This is a genomic window from Pseudooctadecabacter sp. (genome assembly GCF_965657175.1).
Lineage (GTDB): Bacteria > Pseudomonadota > Alphaproteobacteria > Rhodobacterales > Rhodobacteraceae > Octadecabacter.
Window position 1 is genome coordinate 12,293 of record NZ_CBFHNH010000002.1, and the last position, 17,199, is coordinate 29,491.

Annotated in this window: 17 protein-coding genes and 1 riboswitch; of the genes, 10 read left to right on the plus strand and 7 right to left on the minus strand. The window is 60.8% G+C overall.

Annotated elements, in window-relative coordinates; genetic code table 11:
- Positions 1 to 104 precede the first annotated feature (104 nt).
- On the minus strand, positions 105 to 1,367 hold the full coding sequence (gene purD / locus ACTG36_RS02865) for a phosphoribosylamine--glycine ligase (RefSeq protein WP_375280453.1): 1,263 nt from the start codon (positions 1,365 to 1,367) through the stop codon (positions 105 to 107).
- 64 nt (positions 1,368 to 1,431) lie between these two features.
- On the opposite strand from purD, the gene xseA reads away from it, so the two are divergent.
- Positions 1,432 to 2,976 carry an exodeoxyribonuclease VII large subunit gene (gene xseA / locus ACTG36_RS02870; protein ID WP_375280454.1) on the plus strand — a complete coding sequence of 515 codons (1,545 nt, stop codon included), beginning with the start codon at positions 1,432 to 1,434 and terminating at the stop codon, positions 2,974 to 2,976.
- 7 nt (positions 2,977 to 2,983) lie between these two features.
- Here xseA and ACTG36_RS02875 read toward each other — a convergent pair whose 3' ends face one another.
- A complete protein-coding gene (locus tag ACTG36_RS02875) occupies positions 2,984 to 3,376 on the minus strand; it encodes a hypothetical protein (protein ID WP_439141396.1) in 393 nt (130 codons plus the stop codon).
- 46 nt (positions 3,377 to 3,422) lie between these two features.
- A complete protein-coding gene (locus tag ACTG36_RS02880) occupies positions 3,423 to 4,457 on the minus strand; it encodes an alkane 1-monooxygenase (protein ID WP_375280456.1) in 1,035 nt (344 codons plus the stop codon).
- A 142-nt stretch (positions 4,458 to 4,599) separates the two neighbouring features.
- Here ACTG36_RS02880 and ftsY point away from each other — a divergent pair, with 142 nt between their 5' ends.
- Genes ftsY through ACTG36_RS02900 form a run of 4 tightly spaced genes read left to right on the plus strand, consistent with a single transcriptional unit; the run spans position 4,600 to position 8,606 of the window.
- On the plus strand, positions 4,600 to 6,168 hold the full coding sequence (ftsY, locus tag ACTG36_RS02885) for a signal recognition particle-docking protein FtsY (protein ID WP_439141398.1): 1,569 nt from the start codon (positions 4,600 to 4,602) through the stop codon (positions 6,166 to 6,168).
- Positions 6,165 to 7,085 (plus strand): hypothetical protein, encoded by a 921-nt coding sequence (locus tag ACTG36_RS02890; protein ID WP_375280458.1) that lies wholly within the window; start codon positions 6,165 to 6,167, stop codon positions 7,083 to 7,085. Before ftsY ends, ACTG36_RS02890 begins: the two co-directional genes overlap by 4 nt.
- Entirely contained in the window at positions 7,082 to 7,984 is a 903-nt protein-coding gene (locus tag ACTG36_RS02895) for an EamA family transporter (RefSeq protein ID WP_375280459.1), read from the plus strand. The genes ACTG36_RS02890 and ACTG36_RS02895 overlap by 4 nt, the downstream gene beginning before the upstream one ends.
- A 10-nt stretch (positions 7,985 to 7,994) precedes the next feature.
- Complete coding sequence (locus tag ACTG36_RS02900; protein WP_375280460.1) at positions 7,995 to 8,606, plus strand: inner membrane-spanning protein YciB; 612 nt, start codon at positions 7,995 to 7,997, stop codon at positions 8,604 to 8,606.
- On the opposite strand, the gene ACTG36_RS02905 is transcribed toward ACTG36_RS02900, so the two are convergent.
- Both ACTG36_RS02905 and ACTG36_RS02910 read right to left on the minus strand, forming a co-directional pair.
- Entirely contained in the window at positions 8,603 to 8,887 is a 285-nt protein-coding gene (locus tag ACTG36_RS02905; RefSeq protein ID WP_375280461.1) for a PilZ domain-containing protein, read from the minus strand. The two genes, ACTG36_RS02900 and ACTG36_RS02905, sit on opposite strands and share 4 nt — an antisense overlap.
- 53 nt (positions 8,888 to 8,940) lie before the next feature.
- Complete coding sequence (locus tag ACTG36_RS02910; protein ID WP_439141401.1) at positions 8,941 to 9,651, minus strand: glutathione S-transferase N-terminal domain-containing protein; 711 nt, start codon at positions 9,649 to 9,651, stop codon at positions 8,941 to 8,943.
- An 84-nt stretch (positions 9,652 to 9,735) separates the two neighbouring features.
- A riboswitch (SAM riboswitch) is annotated at positions 9,736 to 9,813 on the plus strand.
- A 45-nt stretch (positions 9,814 to 9,858) separates the two neighbouring features.
- Here ACTG36_RS02910 and ACTG36_RS02915 point away from each other — a divergent pair.
- The 3 genes from ACTG36_RS02915 to ACTG36_RS02925 all read left to right on the plus strand — a co-directional run bounded on the left by ACTG36_RS02915 (position 9,859) and on the right by ACTG36_RS02925 (position 12,958).
- A complete protein-coding gene (locus ACTG36_RS02915) occupies positions 9,859 to 11,037 on the plus strand; it encodes an aminotransferase class V-fold PLP-dependent enzyme (protein ID WP_375280463.1) in 1,179 nt (392 codons plus the stop codon).
- A gap of 172 nt (positions 11,038 to 11,209) precedes the next feature.
- Positions 11,210 to 12,313, plus strand: coding sequence for a GTP cyclohydrolase FolE2 (folE2, locus tag ACTG36_RS02920; RefSeq protein ID WP_375280464.1), 1,104 nt, complete (start codon positions 11,210 to 11,212; stop codon positions 12,311 to 12,313).
- A 57-nt stretch (positions 12,314 to 12,370) separates the two neighbouring features.
- A complete protein-coding gene (locus ACTG36_RS02925; RefSeq protein WP_375280465.1) occupies positions 12,371 to 12,958 on the plus strand; it encodes a DUF4274 domain-containing protein in 588 nt (195 codons plus the stop codon).
- Positions 12,959 to 12,990: 32 nt separating this feature from the next.
- On the opposite strand, the gene rpiB is transcribed toward ACTG36_RS02925, so the two are convergent.
- A complete protein-coding gene (gene rpiB, locus ACTG36_RS02930; protein ID WP_375280466.1) occupies positions 12,991 to 13,422 on the minus strand; it encodes a ribose 5-phosphate isomerase B in 432 nt (143 codons plus the stop codon).
- Positions 13,423 to 13,543: 121 nt separating this feature from the next.
- On the opposite strand from rpiB, the gene ACTG36_RS02935 reads away from it, so the two are divergent.
- Positions 13,544 to 14,995, plus strand: coding sequence for a TrkH family potassium uptake protein (locus ACTG36_RS02935; protein WP_375280467.1), 1,452 nt, complete (start codon positions 13,544 to 13,546; stop codon positions 14,993 to 14,995).
- Positions 14,996 to 14,997: 2 nt separating this feature from the next.
- A complete protein-coding gene (locus ACTG36_RS02940; RefSeq protein ID WP_375280468.1) occupies positions 14,998 to 16,620 on the plus strand; it encodes a thiamine pyrophosphate-binding protein in 1,623 nt (540 codons plus the stop codon).
- Positions 16,621 to 16,629: 9 nt separating this feature from the next.
- On the opposite strand, the gene ACTG36_RS02945 is transcribed toward ACTG36_RS02940, so the two are convergent.
- Positions 16,630 to 17,190, minus strand: a complete 561-nt coding sequence (locus ACTG36_RS02945; protein WP_375280469.1) for a S1 family peptidase — start codon at positions 17,188 to 17,190, stop codon at positions 16,630 to 16,632.
- Positions 17,191 to 17,199 lie beyond the last annotated feature (9 nt).

Genomic DNA, 17,199 nt, shown 5'->3' on the forward strand with positions numbered 1-17,199 from the left:
CTGTTTTTATGGGTAAATTTCGCGGGTGTGAGCCCATCGCGGCAGGCGGGATCATCCGGTTGAAAGATGCGCCTCCGGCGGAGGTATTTTTGAACCAGAGAAAATCAGAGCGCGCGATGGCCGATATCACGGCGGTAGAACCCTTGCGGCCAATCGATCTGGCCGGTCATGGCATAGGCTTTGGCGTGGGCCTCTTTGAGGGTATCGCCGCGCGCTGTGACATTAAGTACGCGGCCCCCTGTGGCGGTGATCGCCCCGTCTTTTTTAGTGGTGCCTGCGTGAAATGTCATTTCCGATGATGTTTCGGGAAGGTCTTGCAGGCCGTTGATCACACTGCCTTTTTCGTAAGATCCCGGATAGCCGTCAGCCGCTATGACGATGGTCATGGCATGGTCATCGGCCCAATTTGGTTTGACGTCGCTCAGGCGGCTTTCGGCGCAGGCGTGCAGCAGATCGAGGATTTGACCGCCCAAGCGCATCATCAGGACCTGGCATTCGGGATCGCCGAAGCGAACGTTGTATTCAACGAGACGGGGCTGGCCGTCTTTGATCATCAGACCGGCATAAAGCACGCCTTGAAATGGCGTGCCGCGCTTCGCCATTTCGGCAATAGTCGGTTTGACGATTTCGTCCAAGGCTTTCTGAGCGACGGTGTCGGTCAACACAGGCGCGGGGGAATAAGCGCCCATGCCACCTGTGTTTGGCCCTTCGTCACCGTCAAAGGCCCGTTTGTGGTCTTGGGCTGTGCCCACGGGCAGCACGGTTTCGCCGTCGCACAAGATGAAATAGGAGGCTTCTTCGCCGTCCATGAATTCTTCGATAACGACTTCCGCACCCGCTGCGCCGAACTGGCCACCCAGCATATCGTCGATTGCGGCGTGGGCTGTGGCCACATCCATCGCGACAACGACGCCTTTGCCTGCAGCCAGACCGTCGGCCTTGATGACGATCGGGGCGCCTTGGGCGGTGACATAGCTTTTGGCCGTGTCGGTTTGGGTGAAATGGGCATATTTTGCGGTTGGCGCGTTGCACGCGTCGCAGATTGATTTTGTGAAAGATTTTGAGCTTTCAAGCTGCGCCGCAGCCTCAGAACATCCGAAAACGACAAGTCCATTGGCGCGCAGAACGTCTGACACGCCGGCTGCGAGAGGGGCCTCAGGCCCGATGATGACGAAGTCGATCGCATTGTCGGCACAAAAGGACGCCACGCTGTCGCCGTCTTCGATGTCGAGTGCTGCACATTCTGCGATCTGGGCTATTCCGGCATTTCCGGGGGCCACGATCAGCCGGTCACATTTGGGGTTCTGTTTGACGGCCCATGCCAGGCTGTGTTCGCGTCCGCCGCCGCCCAAAATAAGGATGTTCATGTGCAATTCCCTTCCGCTTGGTCGCGTTCTATTGTGGTGGCATGAGCAGCACAAGAGGGCCGCGATGGACCTGATCGACGAACCCGAATCCGCAGGAAACACGCCAGAATTCACGGTGAGCGAACTTTCAGGCGCGGTGAAACGCGCCATTGAGGGCGAATTTGGCCATGTGCGCGTCAAAGCGGAGGTGGGCCGCGTTGTGCGCGCACGGTCTGGGCATTTGTATTTCGACCTGAAGGACGACCGCAATGTGTTGGCCTGCACCACATGGAAGGGGCAGGTCGCAGACCTGTCGGTGATCCCTGAGGAGGGGATGGAGGTCGTGGTGCATGGGCGCATGACGACCTTTGGCAGCCAATCCAAATACCAGTTGAACGCGACAGAAGTCGCGGTGGCCGGTGTGGGTGCTTTGATGGCGATGCTGGATAAGCGCAAAAAGGCGCTTGAGGCGGAGGGCTTGTTCGCCGCCGACCGCAAGCAGCCGCTGCCCTTTTTGCCTGAGGTGATCGGGGTCGTGACGTCGCCCACGGGGGCTGTCATCCGTGATATTTTGCACCGGTTGCGCGACAGGTTTCCGCGTAAGGTTCTTGTCTGGCCGGTGGCGGTGCAGGGCAAGGCCTGCGCCCCGCAGGTGGCGGCGGCCATTGACGGGTTCAACGCTATGACGCCGGGGGGTGCTTTGCCGCGACCGGATTTGATTATCGTAGCGCGGGGCGGCGGCTCGATCGAGGATTTATGGGGTTTCAACGAAGAGGTGGTCGCCCGTGCGGCGGCGGCATCGCAAATTCCGCTGATTTCCGCCGTGGGGCACGAAACGGACACCACTTTGATCGATTATGTGTCCGACAGACGTGCGCCCACGCCCAGTGCTGCGGCTGAAATGGCTGTTCCTGTGCGGTTGGATTTACTGGCGGCCGTCGACCAGATGGGCGCGCGCGCAAGTCGTGCGGTCACCGACGGCGTCGCGCGGAAAAAGCAACGGGTGTCCGATTTGACCCGTGCTTTGCCAAAGCCGGAGCAGTTGGTGGAAGACGCCCAGCAACGGTATGACTATTGGTCGGAACGGTTGGACGGGGCATTGATCCAGCGCGTTCAGGCAGGCCGTCTGCGGTTGGGGGAGGCATCTGGCCTGTTGCGACCGTCGATCCTTGGCACCCGTTTGGCGCAGGGGCGCGAAAGGCTGGGGGGATGGCAGGCGCGCCTCGCGCCCGCTTTGTCACGTGCTGCGGGGCAAGCGGGGCGCGATTTGCAACAACAGGCCCGACGCCTGCGGATCGGGGCAATTCAGGATTTCCAAGCCCGTGGCCGCAAGGATCTGGACGCGCTGCTGGGCCGTCTTTCCACGGCGGCCAAAACCCAGACCGACAGGCAACGTGCGCAGCTGATGGCCCTTGACCGGATGCGCGAAACCCTAGGTTACCGCGCCACGTTGCAACGGGGCTATGCGGTGGTGCGCGGCGATGGGGAGGTGGTGACGAGTGCGAAAGCCGCCAAGGCCGCCGAGGCGATTGAAATCGAGTTTGCGGATGGCGTGATGAAGCCCGCCGGGGCGCTGCCAAAGCCCAAAAAGGCAAAGCCAGCCCCGCCGGATCAGGGCAGTTTGTTCTAGGGCCCGATCAGGCGCCGACGCCGCCGCAGACCAATGGCTCTGCCTCGATCGCTTGGTACAGGACCGTCGTACCGGGGACGTTCATGAACTCAGCGCGGATGCTGCCGGCCTCTTCGAAGACTTGCCAACACTGCTCCTCCTCATTGTTTTCATAGACAAAACAGATCTGTGGGCCGGCATCTGTGGGTTTTTCGTACCATGCGCCGGATTGGCAATCGCCGTTCACAAAGGACCAGATCACCCGTCTGCCAGGGGCGTAATATTCCACGCCGTAAGGGTCACCACCCACTGAAAATGTAAGGGTTTTGCCGGTCACCAGTGCTTCGAACGCGTCGCCAGACAGGGGCGTTTCGGCATGGACAGGGGCTGCGAGGGCCAAAAAGAACACTGCATATTTCATCGCTCTAGCGTGCCACAGCCGTCCCAGAGATGCCAGCGCGCGGGCGTCAGTCAGCGGCTTGCCACTCATCCGCGAGGGGGTTCATGACCCGTTTCCACATCCGTGGATAAAGCGCCACGCAGGCCATGACCGGCAAGGACCGCGGCAACATCGGGGCGTCTTCGCCCAAACGCAAGGCGGGGAAAGGACGTTGGGGATGGGCGTGGTGGTCCGAATGTCGCGGGGCGTTCAACATCAAGGCAGAGGACATCAGATGCGGCGCATTCCACGAATGCCGGATGCCCACAGGTTCGGGCCGCCCCGCCGCATCGATCCGTCGTGACAGACCGTAGTGTTGCACATAGTCCGACAGCATCAATTGCGTTTGCGCAAATCCGGCCAGACATAGCGCTCCGATCAAGCCCTTGGCCCCCCCGATTAGTGCGGCGATCACCAAAACTGCGACAGCACCGCCCACATAGGCCACATAGGGATGACGGTAGGCGGGGCGGTTAAGGCGTTCAAATCGTTTATTTTCTGCGCGCAGACCTTCCCGAAACCCACCGATCCAAGCGCGTTTGAAGAAGCGGTAAAAGCTTTCTCCACGTCGCGCGGTGCTGGGGTCAGCAGGGGTGCCCACGTGGACATGGTGGACCAGCGGATGGGCTGAGGCGTGGTGCCCGAACAGGACCGAGGTATAAACCCAGCGACCTGCGCGGCGCAGCACCCGACCGGGCCGGTGGATCAGCTCATGTGCGTTGGAATTGCTCACTTGCCCCATGAACAGCCCCGCGCCGGTGAACACCGCCAGCTTTTCCCACGTTTCAAGCCCCGTGGCCCCGCCAAGGGCCGCGATCACCAGCACCCACAGGCCCAGATGGGCCAAGGCCAAGGTCAGCGACAGCCCGTCTGCGGCGGGGAATTCATCCCCTTCAGACGTGGGCAGCGTGATGGTGATCAATTCATCCAGACTGGCGGTAAGCGCCGTCATCCAGATCAGCCCCGCCACGGCCCATGCACCGCCAAACACCGCACCGGCGGCGATCAACGCAGGCGCGGTCAAGGTAACGACGGCAAATAGGGGCAAGGGTGAACGAAACATAAGGCCTTATACGCGAAATTTGGGGCCTGAATAGCGTGGCAGGACGTCTCAACTCAGGCGGCAATGGGGAAATTTCATGGTTGCGGGTTTCTTCCCGTACCACGGGCCATTAGGTGTTACCAAAGACTGAACGGAGCCCCTCATGGCGTTTTTCAAAAAGCTCAAAGATCGTTTGTTCAAGTCCTCTTCGAAAATTGAAGAAGGGCTGGATGCCATCGTGGAAGACGGCGGCGTAGAAGAAGACGCCGCGCAAGAGGACGCCGCACAGGCCGAGGCGGAACGCGCAGAGACTGAGCGCCTTGAGGCAGAGCGCGCCGAGGCCGTGCGGCTGGAAGCCGAACGCCGCGCCGCTGAGGAGGCAGAGGCCGCAGCCCAAGCGGCGGCAAAAGCCGAAGCAGACCGCGCGGCCCAAGCCGCCGCCGAGGCCGAAGCTGCGCTGGCCGAAGAAAAGCTTGCCGCTGATCTGGCCCGCATCGCTGCCGAAAAAGAGGCTGCCGAGGCCGAAGCGCAAGCGCGTGCCGACGCACGGCAGAGGCAGGATGAGGCCAACGCCCAAGCCGAAGCAGACCGCGCCGCCGCAGAGAAAGCCCTGCGCGAAGAAACGGCCCGCAAAGCAGAAATCGAAGCCCGCTTCGCCAAAGAGAAAGCCGATGCTGAGGCCGCCGAACGGGAGGCCCAACGCCGTGCAGCCCAAGTGGCCGCAGAGCGCGCTGCCCAAGAACGCGCCGAAGCCGCCCGCGCCGCAGAGGAGGCCCGCAAAGCCGAAGCTGACAGGCAAGCCGCAGCTGACCGTCAGGCGGAGGAAGAGCGCGCCGCCGCTGCCAAACCCGGCCTCTTGGGCCGACTTTTGGGGCGCGGTGAGAAGAAAACAATCGTCCGGCGTGAGCTTGACGACGATATGCTTGAACAGCTCGAAGAATTGCTGATCAGCGCAGACATGGGCGTCGACACCGCATTGCGCGTGACGGCCAACATGGCCGAGGGACGGTTCGGAAAGCGGCTTTCTACGGATGAAATCAAAGGCTTGCTGGCGGATGAAGTCACACGGATCATGGAACCCGTGGCCCGCCCGATGCCGCTTTACCCCAGCAAACCGCAGGTTGTGTTGGTGGTGGGTGTCAACGGGTCGGGCAAAACCACGACCATCGGCAAACTGGCCAGCCAGTTTCAGGCCGCAGGCAAAAAGGTGGTGATCGCTGCGGGCGACACCTTCCGTGCCGCGGCGGTGGAACAATTGCAAGTCTGGGGCGACCGTGCAGGCGTTCCGGTTTTGACCGCGCCCGAAGGGTCTGACCCTGCATCGCTGGCGTTTGACGCCATGGAACAGGCCGCGCGGGACGGCGCGGATCTGTTGATGATCGACACCGCCGGACGGCTGCAAAACCGCGCCGATTTGATGGAAGAACTCAGCAAAATTGTCCGCGTGATCCGCAAGAAGGACCCCGATGCGCCGCACAACACCTTGCTGGTTCTGGATGCGACCACAGGCCAAAACGCCCTGTCACAGGTAAAAACCTTTCAGGAATTGGCCGACGTCACGGGGCTGGTCATGACCAAACTGGACGGCACGGCCAAGGGCGGTGTGCTGGTGGCTTTGGCGGATAAATTTGGTCTGCCGATCCATGCCATCGGGGTGGGTGAACAGATCGATGATCTGGCGCCGTTCGATCCCGAGGACTTCGCCGCAGCCCTGATGGGCACCGACAGATGAGGGCGCTGGCCGCAGTCTTGATGATGGCGGCCTCGCCCGTCGCGGCCTTTGATACGATGACACGGACCATGTGTCAGGACAGTTGGGCGGTCTTTGCGGATTATCTTGGCCTGATTGAGGCCGATATGGTCGGGCAAACCCAATCGATCACGGCAACGCCGCAGGGGTGGTGCCGGATCAAGGGGCAGTCTGCGGGGTTTGAGGACGCGCAATTTGCGACGTTTGACTGGCGCAGCGATGACAATGCCCGCTGGACAGAACAGGAAATCCCGCCCCTTGGCCTGCAAATCCGCATCACCGGCCTTGATCTGAGCGATGTAGCGGGCAGCACGCCCGACACCCGCCGCGATTTGACCTTTGACGCGACCTTGCGGCAAGAACCTGCGGCCGGACAGATTATCCTCGAACGGGCGGTTCTGGCAAATGACATGGGCGATGAATTGGCGGTCTCGGGCGTGATCGAACGGGTGTTTTTGTCGTCCACTTCGATGATGCAGGTGTCGATCGGGTCGGCGGCTTTCAAGGCGGGCCTTGTGACGATGACGTTGGAGGGCCGTCAGGACAATCCCTTCGGTTTCGCCATCGATGCGGAACTGCGCGGACACCCGCAGGCCCGCCAGCAAGCCGCCTTTGATCTGATTTCCCGTCTGCCAGAGGGCGTCATCGACGACGCAACCCGCGCGGAATTGATGGCCTATGCGGGCGATTTGCCGTCCCCGGCGGGTACGTTGGAAATCTCTGCCGCGTCGGAACGCGGCTTGGGGTTGATGCAACTGGGGGCGTCCGTGGCGCTGTCGTTTGCGGCCATCATGGAGGACGCGTCGGTCGAAGATGCGGAACGTCACCAGTTGGAAATTCTGTTGGACGGGGTCACGATCAGCGCCGATTGGACCCCCGCCGCACCGGTTGCCGATTGACCGAATGGCTGGTCAGCATTGCTGGCACGCCGGATGGCGCGCGGCTGGCCACGGCACTGGCATTGATGTCGGCGCTGGCCCATGCGGCGTTCGGGGCGTTGCAGAAGGGTCGGCATGATCCGTGGCTGATGCGCGGGTCAATTGACGTCTGGCTGGTCGTGATTTCCGGCCCCGTCGCTTTGTTTGTCGTGCCATGGCCCACGACATCTACGGTTTTGATCCTGCTGGGCGCGATGGTGGTGCATTTTGCCTATAAAGTGACCGTGGCGCTGGCCTATGAACGGGCGGCCTATACGGTCGTCTATCCGGTGATCCGCGGGACGGGTCCCTTGGTCACCGTGGTGGGGGCGAGCGTGATTTTCGCAGAGCATTTTACGCCCCTGCAATGGGCCGGTGTGGCCACGTTGTCGGGGGCGATGTTGCTGCTGGCGCTGCGCAATATGGCCGCCGAAAAGGTCGACCTGCGGGGCCTCAAGATCGGGCTGATCTGGGCCTTTGCGGGTGGTATGCTGGTGGCGCTTTACACGGTTTGGGACGCTTATGGCATCCGGCAAAGCCCTGATCCTTTTACCTTTTTGGCGTGGTTCTTCTTTTTGACGGCGCTGGATTTCCCGATATTGGCGGCCTTGCGCATCCGCCGCACGGGCGTGCCGGGCGGGGTGGGGTCCTTGGCGCGGCGCGGGCTGGCGGGGGCGCTGATCGCTTGGGTCAGTTTTGGCGGTGTGATGATGGCCACTCGGCTGGACAAGGTTGGCGAAGCGGCGGTGCTGCGCGAAACATCCACCGTCTTTGCCGCCCTCATCGGGTGGTTCATTTTGGGCGAAACCGTGGGCCCCCGACGCTTGATCCTGATGGCGGGCATCGCTTTTGGGGCTGTCATGGTCGAGATTGGCGGGTAAGAGGGTCCCTATGAGCGAACGCAGCATCAATCCCGTCCTGAAGCAAGTCCTAGAACTGGGGCCGACCATCGCCTTTTTCCTGCTGTATATGCGGATCAGGGACGATGTGTTCACCTTCGGGGGCACCGAATACACCGGTTTCATCGTGGCCACGGTCGTCTTTGTTCCGATTCTGCTGGTCTGTATGGGCATTCTCTGGGCGCTGACCGGCAAGTTGAGCCGCATTCAGGTGTTCACCGCCTTCATGGTGATCTTCTTTGGCGCGCTGACCGCGTGGTTCAACGATGAAAGGTTCTTCAAAATGAAGACCAGCATCGTCAACGGTCTGTTTGCGGTGATCCTCGGCATCGGGCTTTTGCGCGGCAAAAGCTTGCTGCAATGGATCATGGGGGACATGATCCCGATGCAAGATGAGGGCTGGATGATCCTGACCAAACGGCTGGCCATCGCCTTTGCTGTGCTGGCCATTGCCAATGAAATTATCTGGCGGACGATGTCCACGGATGCCTGGGTGAAAATCGAAACTTTCGCCTTCCCCGCCGCATTATTTGTATTCCTATGGGCGCAGATCGTCGCGTTGCAGCGGTTTGTCATCGATCCGGACGAGGATGCTGACGCCTAGGACGCGTAGCTTTGCGATGCGCGGATGAACTGCAAACCGCTGTCGGACAGCTGATCTTCAAACCTGATCCCCGCCATCTTGCCGGTCGTCCATGTGACCGTTGCGCGGGTCTGGCCGAAAGAATAGTCGATGGTGAACTGCTGCCCTTTTTCGACGTTTTCGATGCCCACCAGACAGGCGCCACCCACAGAGATATTGCAAATCGTGCTTGGAAAGATTTCAGGCCCTTTGCGCAACATGACGTCAAAATTGGCGGGAAAACGCGGGGCACGACCGGACATTGGACACTCCTGTACAGGTGTGCCCAATAAACCCCTGAAACCTTAATCAATCGTTAGTCGCGCTTGGAAAAAAGCTGATCTTGCGCAGATTTATCCTTGCGAAAGTCGCCACGTTTTTCTGCATGTACCGCGCGGCCCGCGATGACGCCGGGACGGCCGCCCACAAGGTCCAGCCAGCGGGCCAAATGCGGCTTGTCGTCCAGCGTTTGCTGCTGGCCTTCCCACAAAGACGCCCATCCCCAGATCGACATATCGGCAATAGAATAGAAATTCCCCGCCACGTATTCATTTTGTGCCAACTGCCGGTCCAGCACCCCATAAAGACGTGCAACCTCAGACCGGTAGCGGTCTTTGGCGTAGGGCAGGTCGTTGGGCGGGTCCATTGCCGGCGCGTATTTGAGGAAATGGTGCGCTTGCCCCGCCATGGGGCCAAGCCCGCCCATTTGCCACATCAGCCATTGATCCACGGCAATGCGGACCCGTTCCGTGGGGCCGCCAAACTGGCCGGTCTTGCGGGCCAGATATTGCAGGATTGCGCCGGATTCGAAAATCGAGATCGGCGCGTCATCGGGTCCCTCAGGGTCAACAATCGCTGGCATCCGGTTGTTGGGGGCGATTGCCAGAAATTCCGGCTTGAACTGATCGCCTGCACCGATGTTCACCAGATGGACGTTGTAGGGCAGGCCCATTTCCTCAAGCGCGATGGTGGCTTTCCAGCCGTTGGGCGTGGGCCAGAAATACAGATCAATGGGATCTTGGGACATGGGGGCAGGCTCCTGTTTTGGGGATCATGACAGGGGTGTGAGGCCGCGCCAAGGGGTGTTGACGGGTGCTGCAGTGCCGCGTATTCAGCACCCAGTGGCGATTTGTTACCGGATTGCGGGCCACTTTAAATATGCTGCTAAAAGGGACGGGCGCAGCCCCGATACCTTTGCCGGTGTCGGGGTTTTTGCTTGAAGGGGCATATACACATGGACACTTGGAAGAAACGGACAAAGGCCGTGCACGCGGGCACGCGGCGCAGCCAATATGGTGAGGTGAGCGAGGCGATCTACGTCACCCAAGGGTTCGTCTACCCCACAGCCGAAGCCGCCGAAGCACGGTTTGAGGCGCTGGGCGAGGATGAATTTATCTACGCCCGTTACGGCAACCCCACCGTGCGCATGTTCGAAGACCGTATGGCGATGCTGATGGGCTATGAGGATGCGTTTGCCTGCACGTCAGGCATGGCAGCGGTGTCCGGCGCGTTGACCGCGCTGTTGAAGGCGGGCGATCATGTCGTCAGTTCCCGCGCGCTGTTCGGGTCGTGTTTGTATGTGCTTGAGGACATTCTGGCGCGCTTCGGGGTTGAGGTGACATTGGTCGATGGCACGGACAACGCCGCATGGGATGCGGCGATCCGGCCTGACACGCGGCTTGTGTTCCTCGAAAGCATTTCCAACCCCACCTTAGAGGTCGTGGACCTGCGCCATGTCGTCAAAGCGGCCCATGCGGCGGGGGCCTTGGTGCTGGTCGATGACGCCATGGCCACGCCAATCTATTCCTATGCGGCTGACTGCGGCGCGGATATCGCGATCGTGTCCACCACCAAACACGTGGACGGGCAGGGGCGCATGTTGGGCGGTGTGATCACCGGCAGCCGCGACCTGATCCGTGGCCCGATTGAGGCCTACATGAAGCACACAGGCGGGGCGATGAACCCGTTTACGGCCTGGACGCACCTGAAATCGCTTGAGACATTGGATTTGCGGGTCAACCAGCAGGCGGCCACCGCAACGGCCATTGCCGAAGCACTGGACGGGCACCCAAAACTCGCCCACGTGCGCTATCCGACCCACGCCGCCCACCCGCAGGCGGAGCTTGCCCGCGCGCAGGGTGAAACCGGCGGCACCGTGCTGGCGCTTGAGGTGCGGGGCGGCAAAGAGGCCTGTTTCAAATTCCTCAATGCGTTGGAATTGTTCACTATTTCCAACAACTTTGCCGATGCGAAATCCATCGTGACCCATCCGGCGACAACGACCCATCAACGTTTGCCGCAAGATCAAAAGGATATCTTGGGGATCTCAGGCGGGATGGTGCGGTTGTCCGCAGGGCTTGAGGATGCGGGCGATCTGATCGACGATCTCAAAGCGGCACTAGACCAGATTTAGCGTCAAAAGCCAGATCTGACGCCCAAAGAAGGGGGCTGGTTTTTGCGCCCGATCACGGTCATTTTAGTAATCCAAGGATGTCATGAGGCCGTAACACCCTATGTGTAGTGATAAGACTGACAGCGCAGGCCCTGTTGTGGCCGTGGCGCGCGGCGCGACCGAGGGAGCCCACATGAACATCCATTCCAAAGACCTAGACCGTGAGTTGAGCCGCGAAGAGGCGGAGGCCGCTTTGGCGATGTTGCGTCAGTGGGCCGCCACCAAGACCGATGAAGAGGTCGCGCAGCTTGACCCGCTGGTGTCCCGTCTGATCCCCGGCAAAGAGGTGTCGAACTACCCCGCGCTGGCCCGCGCCTACCCCGAAGAGTTTGAGGTGGATGACGTTTACAAAGCCACAATGCCTGATTTGCAGAACGGACCCAGCAGCCTGATCCGTGGCGCCAAACGGGCGATCCAGCATGTGGGCATTTCCAATTTCCGACTGCCCATCGGCTTTCACACCCGCGACAACGGCGATCTGACGCTTGAGACCAGCGTCACCGGCACTGTGTCGCTTGATGCTGAAAAGAAGGGTATCAACATGTCCCGCATCATGCGGACGTTCTACAAACACGCGGAAGAGGTGTTCTCGTTCGAGGTGATTTCCCGGGCGTTGGATGCCTATAAAACCGATCTGGAAAGTTTTGATGCGCGCATCATGATGCGCACGTCCTTTCCGATGAAAGTGGACAGCCTGCGGTCCGGCCTTGCGGGGTATCAGTATTACGACATCGCGCTTGAACTGATCGAAACAGACGGCGTGCGCAAAAAGATCGTGCATTTGGATTACGTTTATTCGTCAACTTGCCCCTGTTCGCTGGAACTGAGCGAACATGCCCGTCAGTACCGCGGCCAACTGGCCACGCCCCATTCCCAGCGGTCCGTGGCACGGGTGTCGGTTGAATTGGATCCGGCGGCAGATGTGCTGTGGTTCGAAGACCTGATCGACATGTGCCGCGCGGCGGTGCCCACGGAAACGCAGGTCATGGTGAAACGCGAGGATGAACAGGCGTTTGCGGAACTCAACGCTGCGAACCCGATCTTTGTTGAGGATGCAGCGCGTCTGTTTGCCGAACAACTGCAGGCCGACCCGCGGGTTGCCGATTACCGCGTGATCGCGTCACATCAAGAAAGCCTGCATTCCCATGATGCGGTGTCGGTGCTGACGGAAGGGGCGACCTTTGACGCGGAATCCCTTGATCCACGTCTGTTCCAGTCACTGTTCCACGTCGGTTGATATGCGACCTCATTGCGGGTCGCCAAATGGCGGGTCTGAAAGCCGTGAAGGATGGACATGGCGACTGGGATTTTTGCGGGATTGTTTGGCAAAAGGCCGACGCAGATGACATCGGGCGAGGCGCAGATGTTGTATTCTGGCGATCCAGACATCGTGGTCGCTGCAGGGGCGGATGTCGTGCCATGGCTGGCACAGCAGGGGCCTGACGTTTGGCACGCCGTCGCCACCACATGGAATTACGGCTACGGCGTTGAAGGCTTGCGTTGGATTTTGTCGCAAGATCAATGTGACAAGGGCACGAGCACCCATGTTTTCCTCGTTGAAGGCATGGGACATTGGCTGTGGGATGTCCGCCAAAAGCAGGAAACGTTTGAAAATAAGTCACATCTGTGCCGCATCGTGCTGGACAACTGGTCGACCTACCGATCGGGGGATTTACGTCCGACCATCACGGCCCACGCAAACCAGCTGGATACGGCACGCAAGCTGGCCGACGCCCCGCCTTTTGATACGACCCCGCTGGCCGAAATACTCCGGTATGAGGGGAGCCGGGACGCGGTTTCCGCCTATGACAGCATGGATGGCCAGATCGTGCAGTCTTTCGACGGCTGGCTTGCGCACAAGAACATCGAACTCACGTCATAGTGGTCGGCCAATTGAGGCGCCGTGCCGCGTGATCAGCCCTCGATCATGTCGACGCGGGTCGCATGGCGGCCACCCTCAAATTTGGCCCCTAAAAACGCATCCACAATCGACAAGGCCAGACCTTCGCCCACCACACGTGCGCCCAGTGACAGCATGTTCGCGTCATTGTGCTGGCGGATCATGGCGGCGGAAAATGTGTCCGAACAGACCCCGCAGCGGATGCCTTTGACCTTGTTGGCGGCCATCATGATGCCTTGGCCGGTGCCACACAGGATGATGCCCAGATCAGCGCGGCCCGACGCCACGGCCTCAGCCGCGGCTTGGCCGTGTTTGGGGTAATGTGTGCTTTCGGGGGTCTGGGGGCCGATGTCCTCAACCTCAAACCCTTGGGCTTTGATGTGGTCGGCCACAGCGCGGCGCAGGTCGATGGCGGCGTGATCGGAGGACAGGACAACTTTGGTCATGGCAGGCTTTCGCATCTGGTTGGATTCGCGCTTAGGTCTAGCGGATTTAGCACGCTTTTACAGCCGTCATTCAGGTGTCGTTCGGCTTGACACCGCGCGGCCCTCACGCCAACCCTGCTGCATGATTGACGCCCGCCCTGTTGGATATGTGATCGGCCTTTTGGTCGCGGCCCTTGGGGTGACAATGTTCGCGCCCTTGCTGGCCGATCTTGTGGCGGGCAATGATCATTGGCCGGTGTTTCTGGAAAGTGCGATTCTGACCATTCTGGTGGGCGGGCTTGTGGCCTTGGCCTGCCAAAACGGAGTGTCCGAGGGGCTGAGCATCCGGCAGACGTTCTTGTTGACCACGCTGGTCTGGCTAACGCTGCCGCTGTTCGGATCACTGCCGTTCATCTTGGGCGGGTCCAGTCTGTCGTTCACCGATGCTTTTTTTGAGGCTATGTCCGGGCTGACCACCACTGGGTCCACTGTGATTGTGGGGATCGAGGCGCTGCCGGAGGGGCTGAAACTCTGGCGGTCGATCATGCAGTGGCTGGGCGGCATCGGTATCATCGTTGTGGCCATGGTGTTTTTGCCCGAACTGCGCGTGGGCGGCATGCAAATCTTCCGGTCCGAAGCCTTTGACACCATGGGCAAAATCCTGCCCCGTGCGGCTGAGATTTCCAGCAGGATTTCCGTGATCTACGTGGCGATCACCCTGGCCTGCGCGCTGTCCTACACGGCTACGGGCATGTCGCCATTCGATGCAATCACCCATGCCATGACGACTGTGGCTACGGGCGGATTTGCCAATTACGACACGTCGTTTGCGGCCTTCGGGCCCGGCCCGCAATATGTGGCGAGCGTGTTCATGATCCTCGCCGCGTTGCCGTTTGTGCGCTATGTGCAGCTGATTTCGGGCGGGGGGGCATCGCCGCTGATCCTAGACAGTCAAATCCGCACGTTCTTTGCGGTCATCACTATCTTGATCGTCGTGATGACGCTTTGGGTTTGGCAATTCTTTGATGGGTTCAGCGAACGCGGCTTTCGGGAGGCGTTGTTCAACGTCACCTCGATCATGACAGGCACGGGCTATGCTTCGGCGAATTATATGCTGTGGGGGCCGTTTGCCGTCACACTGTTCTTCTTTATCGGCCTGATCGGCGGCTGCGCGGGGTCCACCGCCTGTTCGGTCAAAGTGTTCCGCTATCAGCTGCTGTTCGCGTCGATCAAGGCGCAGATCCGCCGCATCCACAGCCCCCACGGTGTCTTTACGCCGCGCTATCAGGGGCGGCGCGTAGGCGACGACGTCCTGAACTCGGTCATGGCGTTTTTCGTGGCCTTTATGGTGTCCATCGGCGTGGTGGGCGTGGCTTTGGCGCTGACGGGTCTGGATTTCATCACGGCCATTTCGGGCGCCGCCACGGCGCTGGCCAATGTGGGGCCTGGTTTGGGCAATGAAATCGGACCTGCGGGCAATTTCGCAGGGTTGAGCGATACGGCCAAATGGATTTTGGCCATCGCCATGTTGGTCGGACGGCTTGAGATTATGGCCGTCTTCACCATCCTAAGTTGGAATTTCTGGAGAGGTTGAATATGGGGCAGCAACGGCCTTTGGGCGCGCAGATTTCACATATGTTGAAAGCGCGCGGCGTAGACGTGATTTTCGGAATTCCCGGCGTTCACAATCAAGAACTCTACCGTGGGATGGAAGAGGCGGGGATCACCCATGTGCTGGCGCGCCACGAACAGGGGGCGGGGTTTATGGCCGATGGCTATGCCCGTGCCACGGGGCGGCCTGGCGTGTGTTACGTGATCACGGGGCCAGGGGTTCTGAATGCGCTGACACCCTTGGGGCAGGCTTATTCCGACAGTGTGCCTGTGCTGATGGTGGCGTCCTGTCTGGATGAAACGGCGGCCACACGCGGCCAGCTGCACCAGATGCGCGACCAAGAGGGGGCGGCGGCCTCTGTGACGGATTGGTCCGACACCGCGCAGACGCCACAAGCGGCCTACACGCTCATTGATCGGGCTTTGCATGAAATGGCGACCAACCGCCCCAGACCCAAGGCCCTGCACGTGCCCATCGCCCAGCTTGAGGCTGAGGCCGCCCCCGATTGGCCTGCAAAACCGTTTCTGGCGCCGCGCCCCGTTGAACCCGAACCGGACTGGATCACCTATACCGCCCAAGAGGTCGCTGAGGCCAAACGTCCGCTTTTCATTTTTGGCGGGGGCGCGCGCGACGCCGCTTTGGCACCCGTGGGGCAGGGCCAGCCCACGCCGGTGCAGGCCCTTCTGGCGCGCAGCGGTGCGGCGGCCTTCACCACCTTTGCCGGTCGCGGGATTGTTCCGGCGGACTATCCCTTGATGCTCGGGTCCTATCTGTCCCGACCCGAGGCCGAAGGTGTCATCGGGTCCGCCGATCTGGTCATCGCCATCGGCACCGAACTGGCGGAGGTCGATCTGTGGCGCGATCAGCTGGGCCATTCGGGCCGCCTGATCCGCGTTGATATCGACGCCGAACCTTTGGCCAGCAATCTGCCCGGCCAAACCCCCATCCGCAGCGATGCAACCCGCTTCGTGCAGGCGTTGACCGATGCCTTGGGCGACGGCGCGCCGCAGACCGATTGGACGCAGGCCGAAGCCGCAGACTTTCGCGCGCGGATGCGCAGCGCGGTCGCCGCCGAACGCCCCGGCCTGTTGGGTGTGATTGATGCTGTGCAAGACGCCATGCCCAAAGACGCGATGATCTATTCGGACATGTGCCAGCTGGCATATGCCGCCAAAGAGGTCTGGAACATGGACCGCCCCGGCCACTGGCACCATCCGTATGGGTTTGGGACGCTCGGCTATGCCTTGCCCGCAGGGATCGGCGGGGCCGTGGCGCGGCCTGACATGCCGACCTGTGTGATCATCGGGGATTACGGGCTGCAATACACCTTGCCCGAATTGGGCACGGCTGTGGAACTTGGCCTGCCTTTGCCGATCATCCTGTGGGACAACGGCAAACTGGGCGAGATCGAGGACAGCATGATCCGCGCCCAAATCGCGCCCAATGCCGTGATCCAGCAAAACCCGGATTTTCTGATGCTGGCGCGGGCCTATGGTGCTGACGCGCTTGAACCCGCGACCTTGGCGGACATCGCACCCGCCCTGGATGCCGCGTTCAAGGCATCCCGCCCAACAGTCATCCGTCTGACGCCGGATTTGTTCAGCTAACGCGGCGGATCAGTCGTCCCAGCAGCTGACCAGTACGGTCATATCAGCGGCCATCAAGGTCAGCGCCTCGGGCGTCATATACGCGACCGAGTTGGTCGTGTGCAGATCAACCCCGGCCCCTTGGACAGAGGCCACGATCTCACCCGCATCAAGGGAGAAAGACACCTCAGGCGGCAAGGTCTGGCCGTTGTTGGCGACCTTGGGCAGCAACATGCCCAGCACCGCACCGCTGTTGTCATAGACCGGCCCACCCGCATCGCCAGGCTGTGCGACGAGGGCAAGGCGCTTGACCTCTTCTTCACCATTAAGGCCACGGATATCGGCCAGCGTGCCAAAGGTCAGGGCAGGGGTGGTCAGCACGTTGCCATAAGGAAAACCCGCCACGGCGACCTCGGCCTGCAGGCGTGGCACACCAGTTTGAAATTCTGCCACCACGGACGGGGCCAGCGGCACATCAGGGCGCAGGACGGCCAGACCCGGCGCATCATCGCGGTGAATGACGGTCGCGTCATCTTCCAGACCCAGCGTGATAACCTCACACTGATCAATCGCCTCAACGCTGGTCAGCACGGCGCCGCT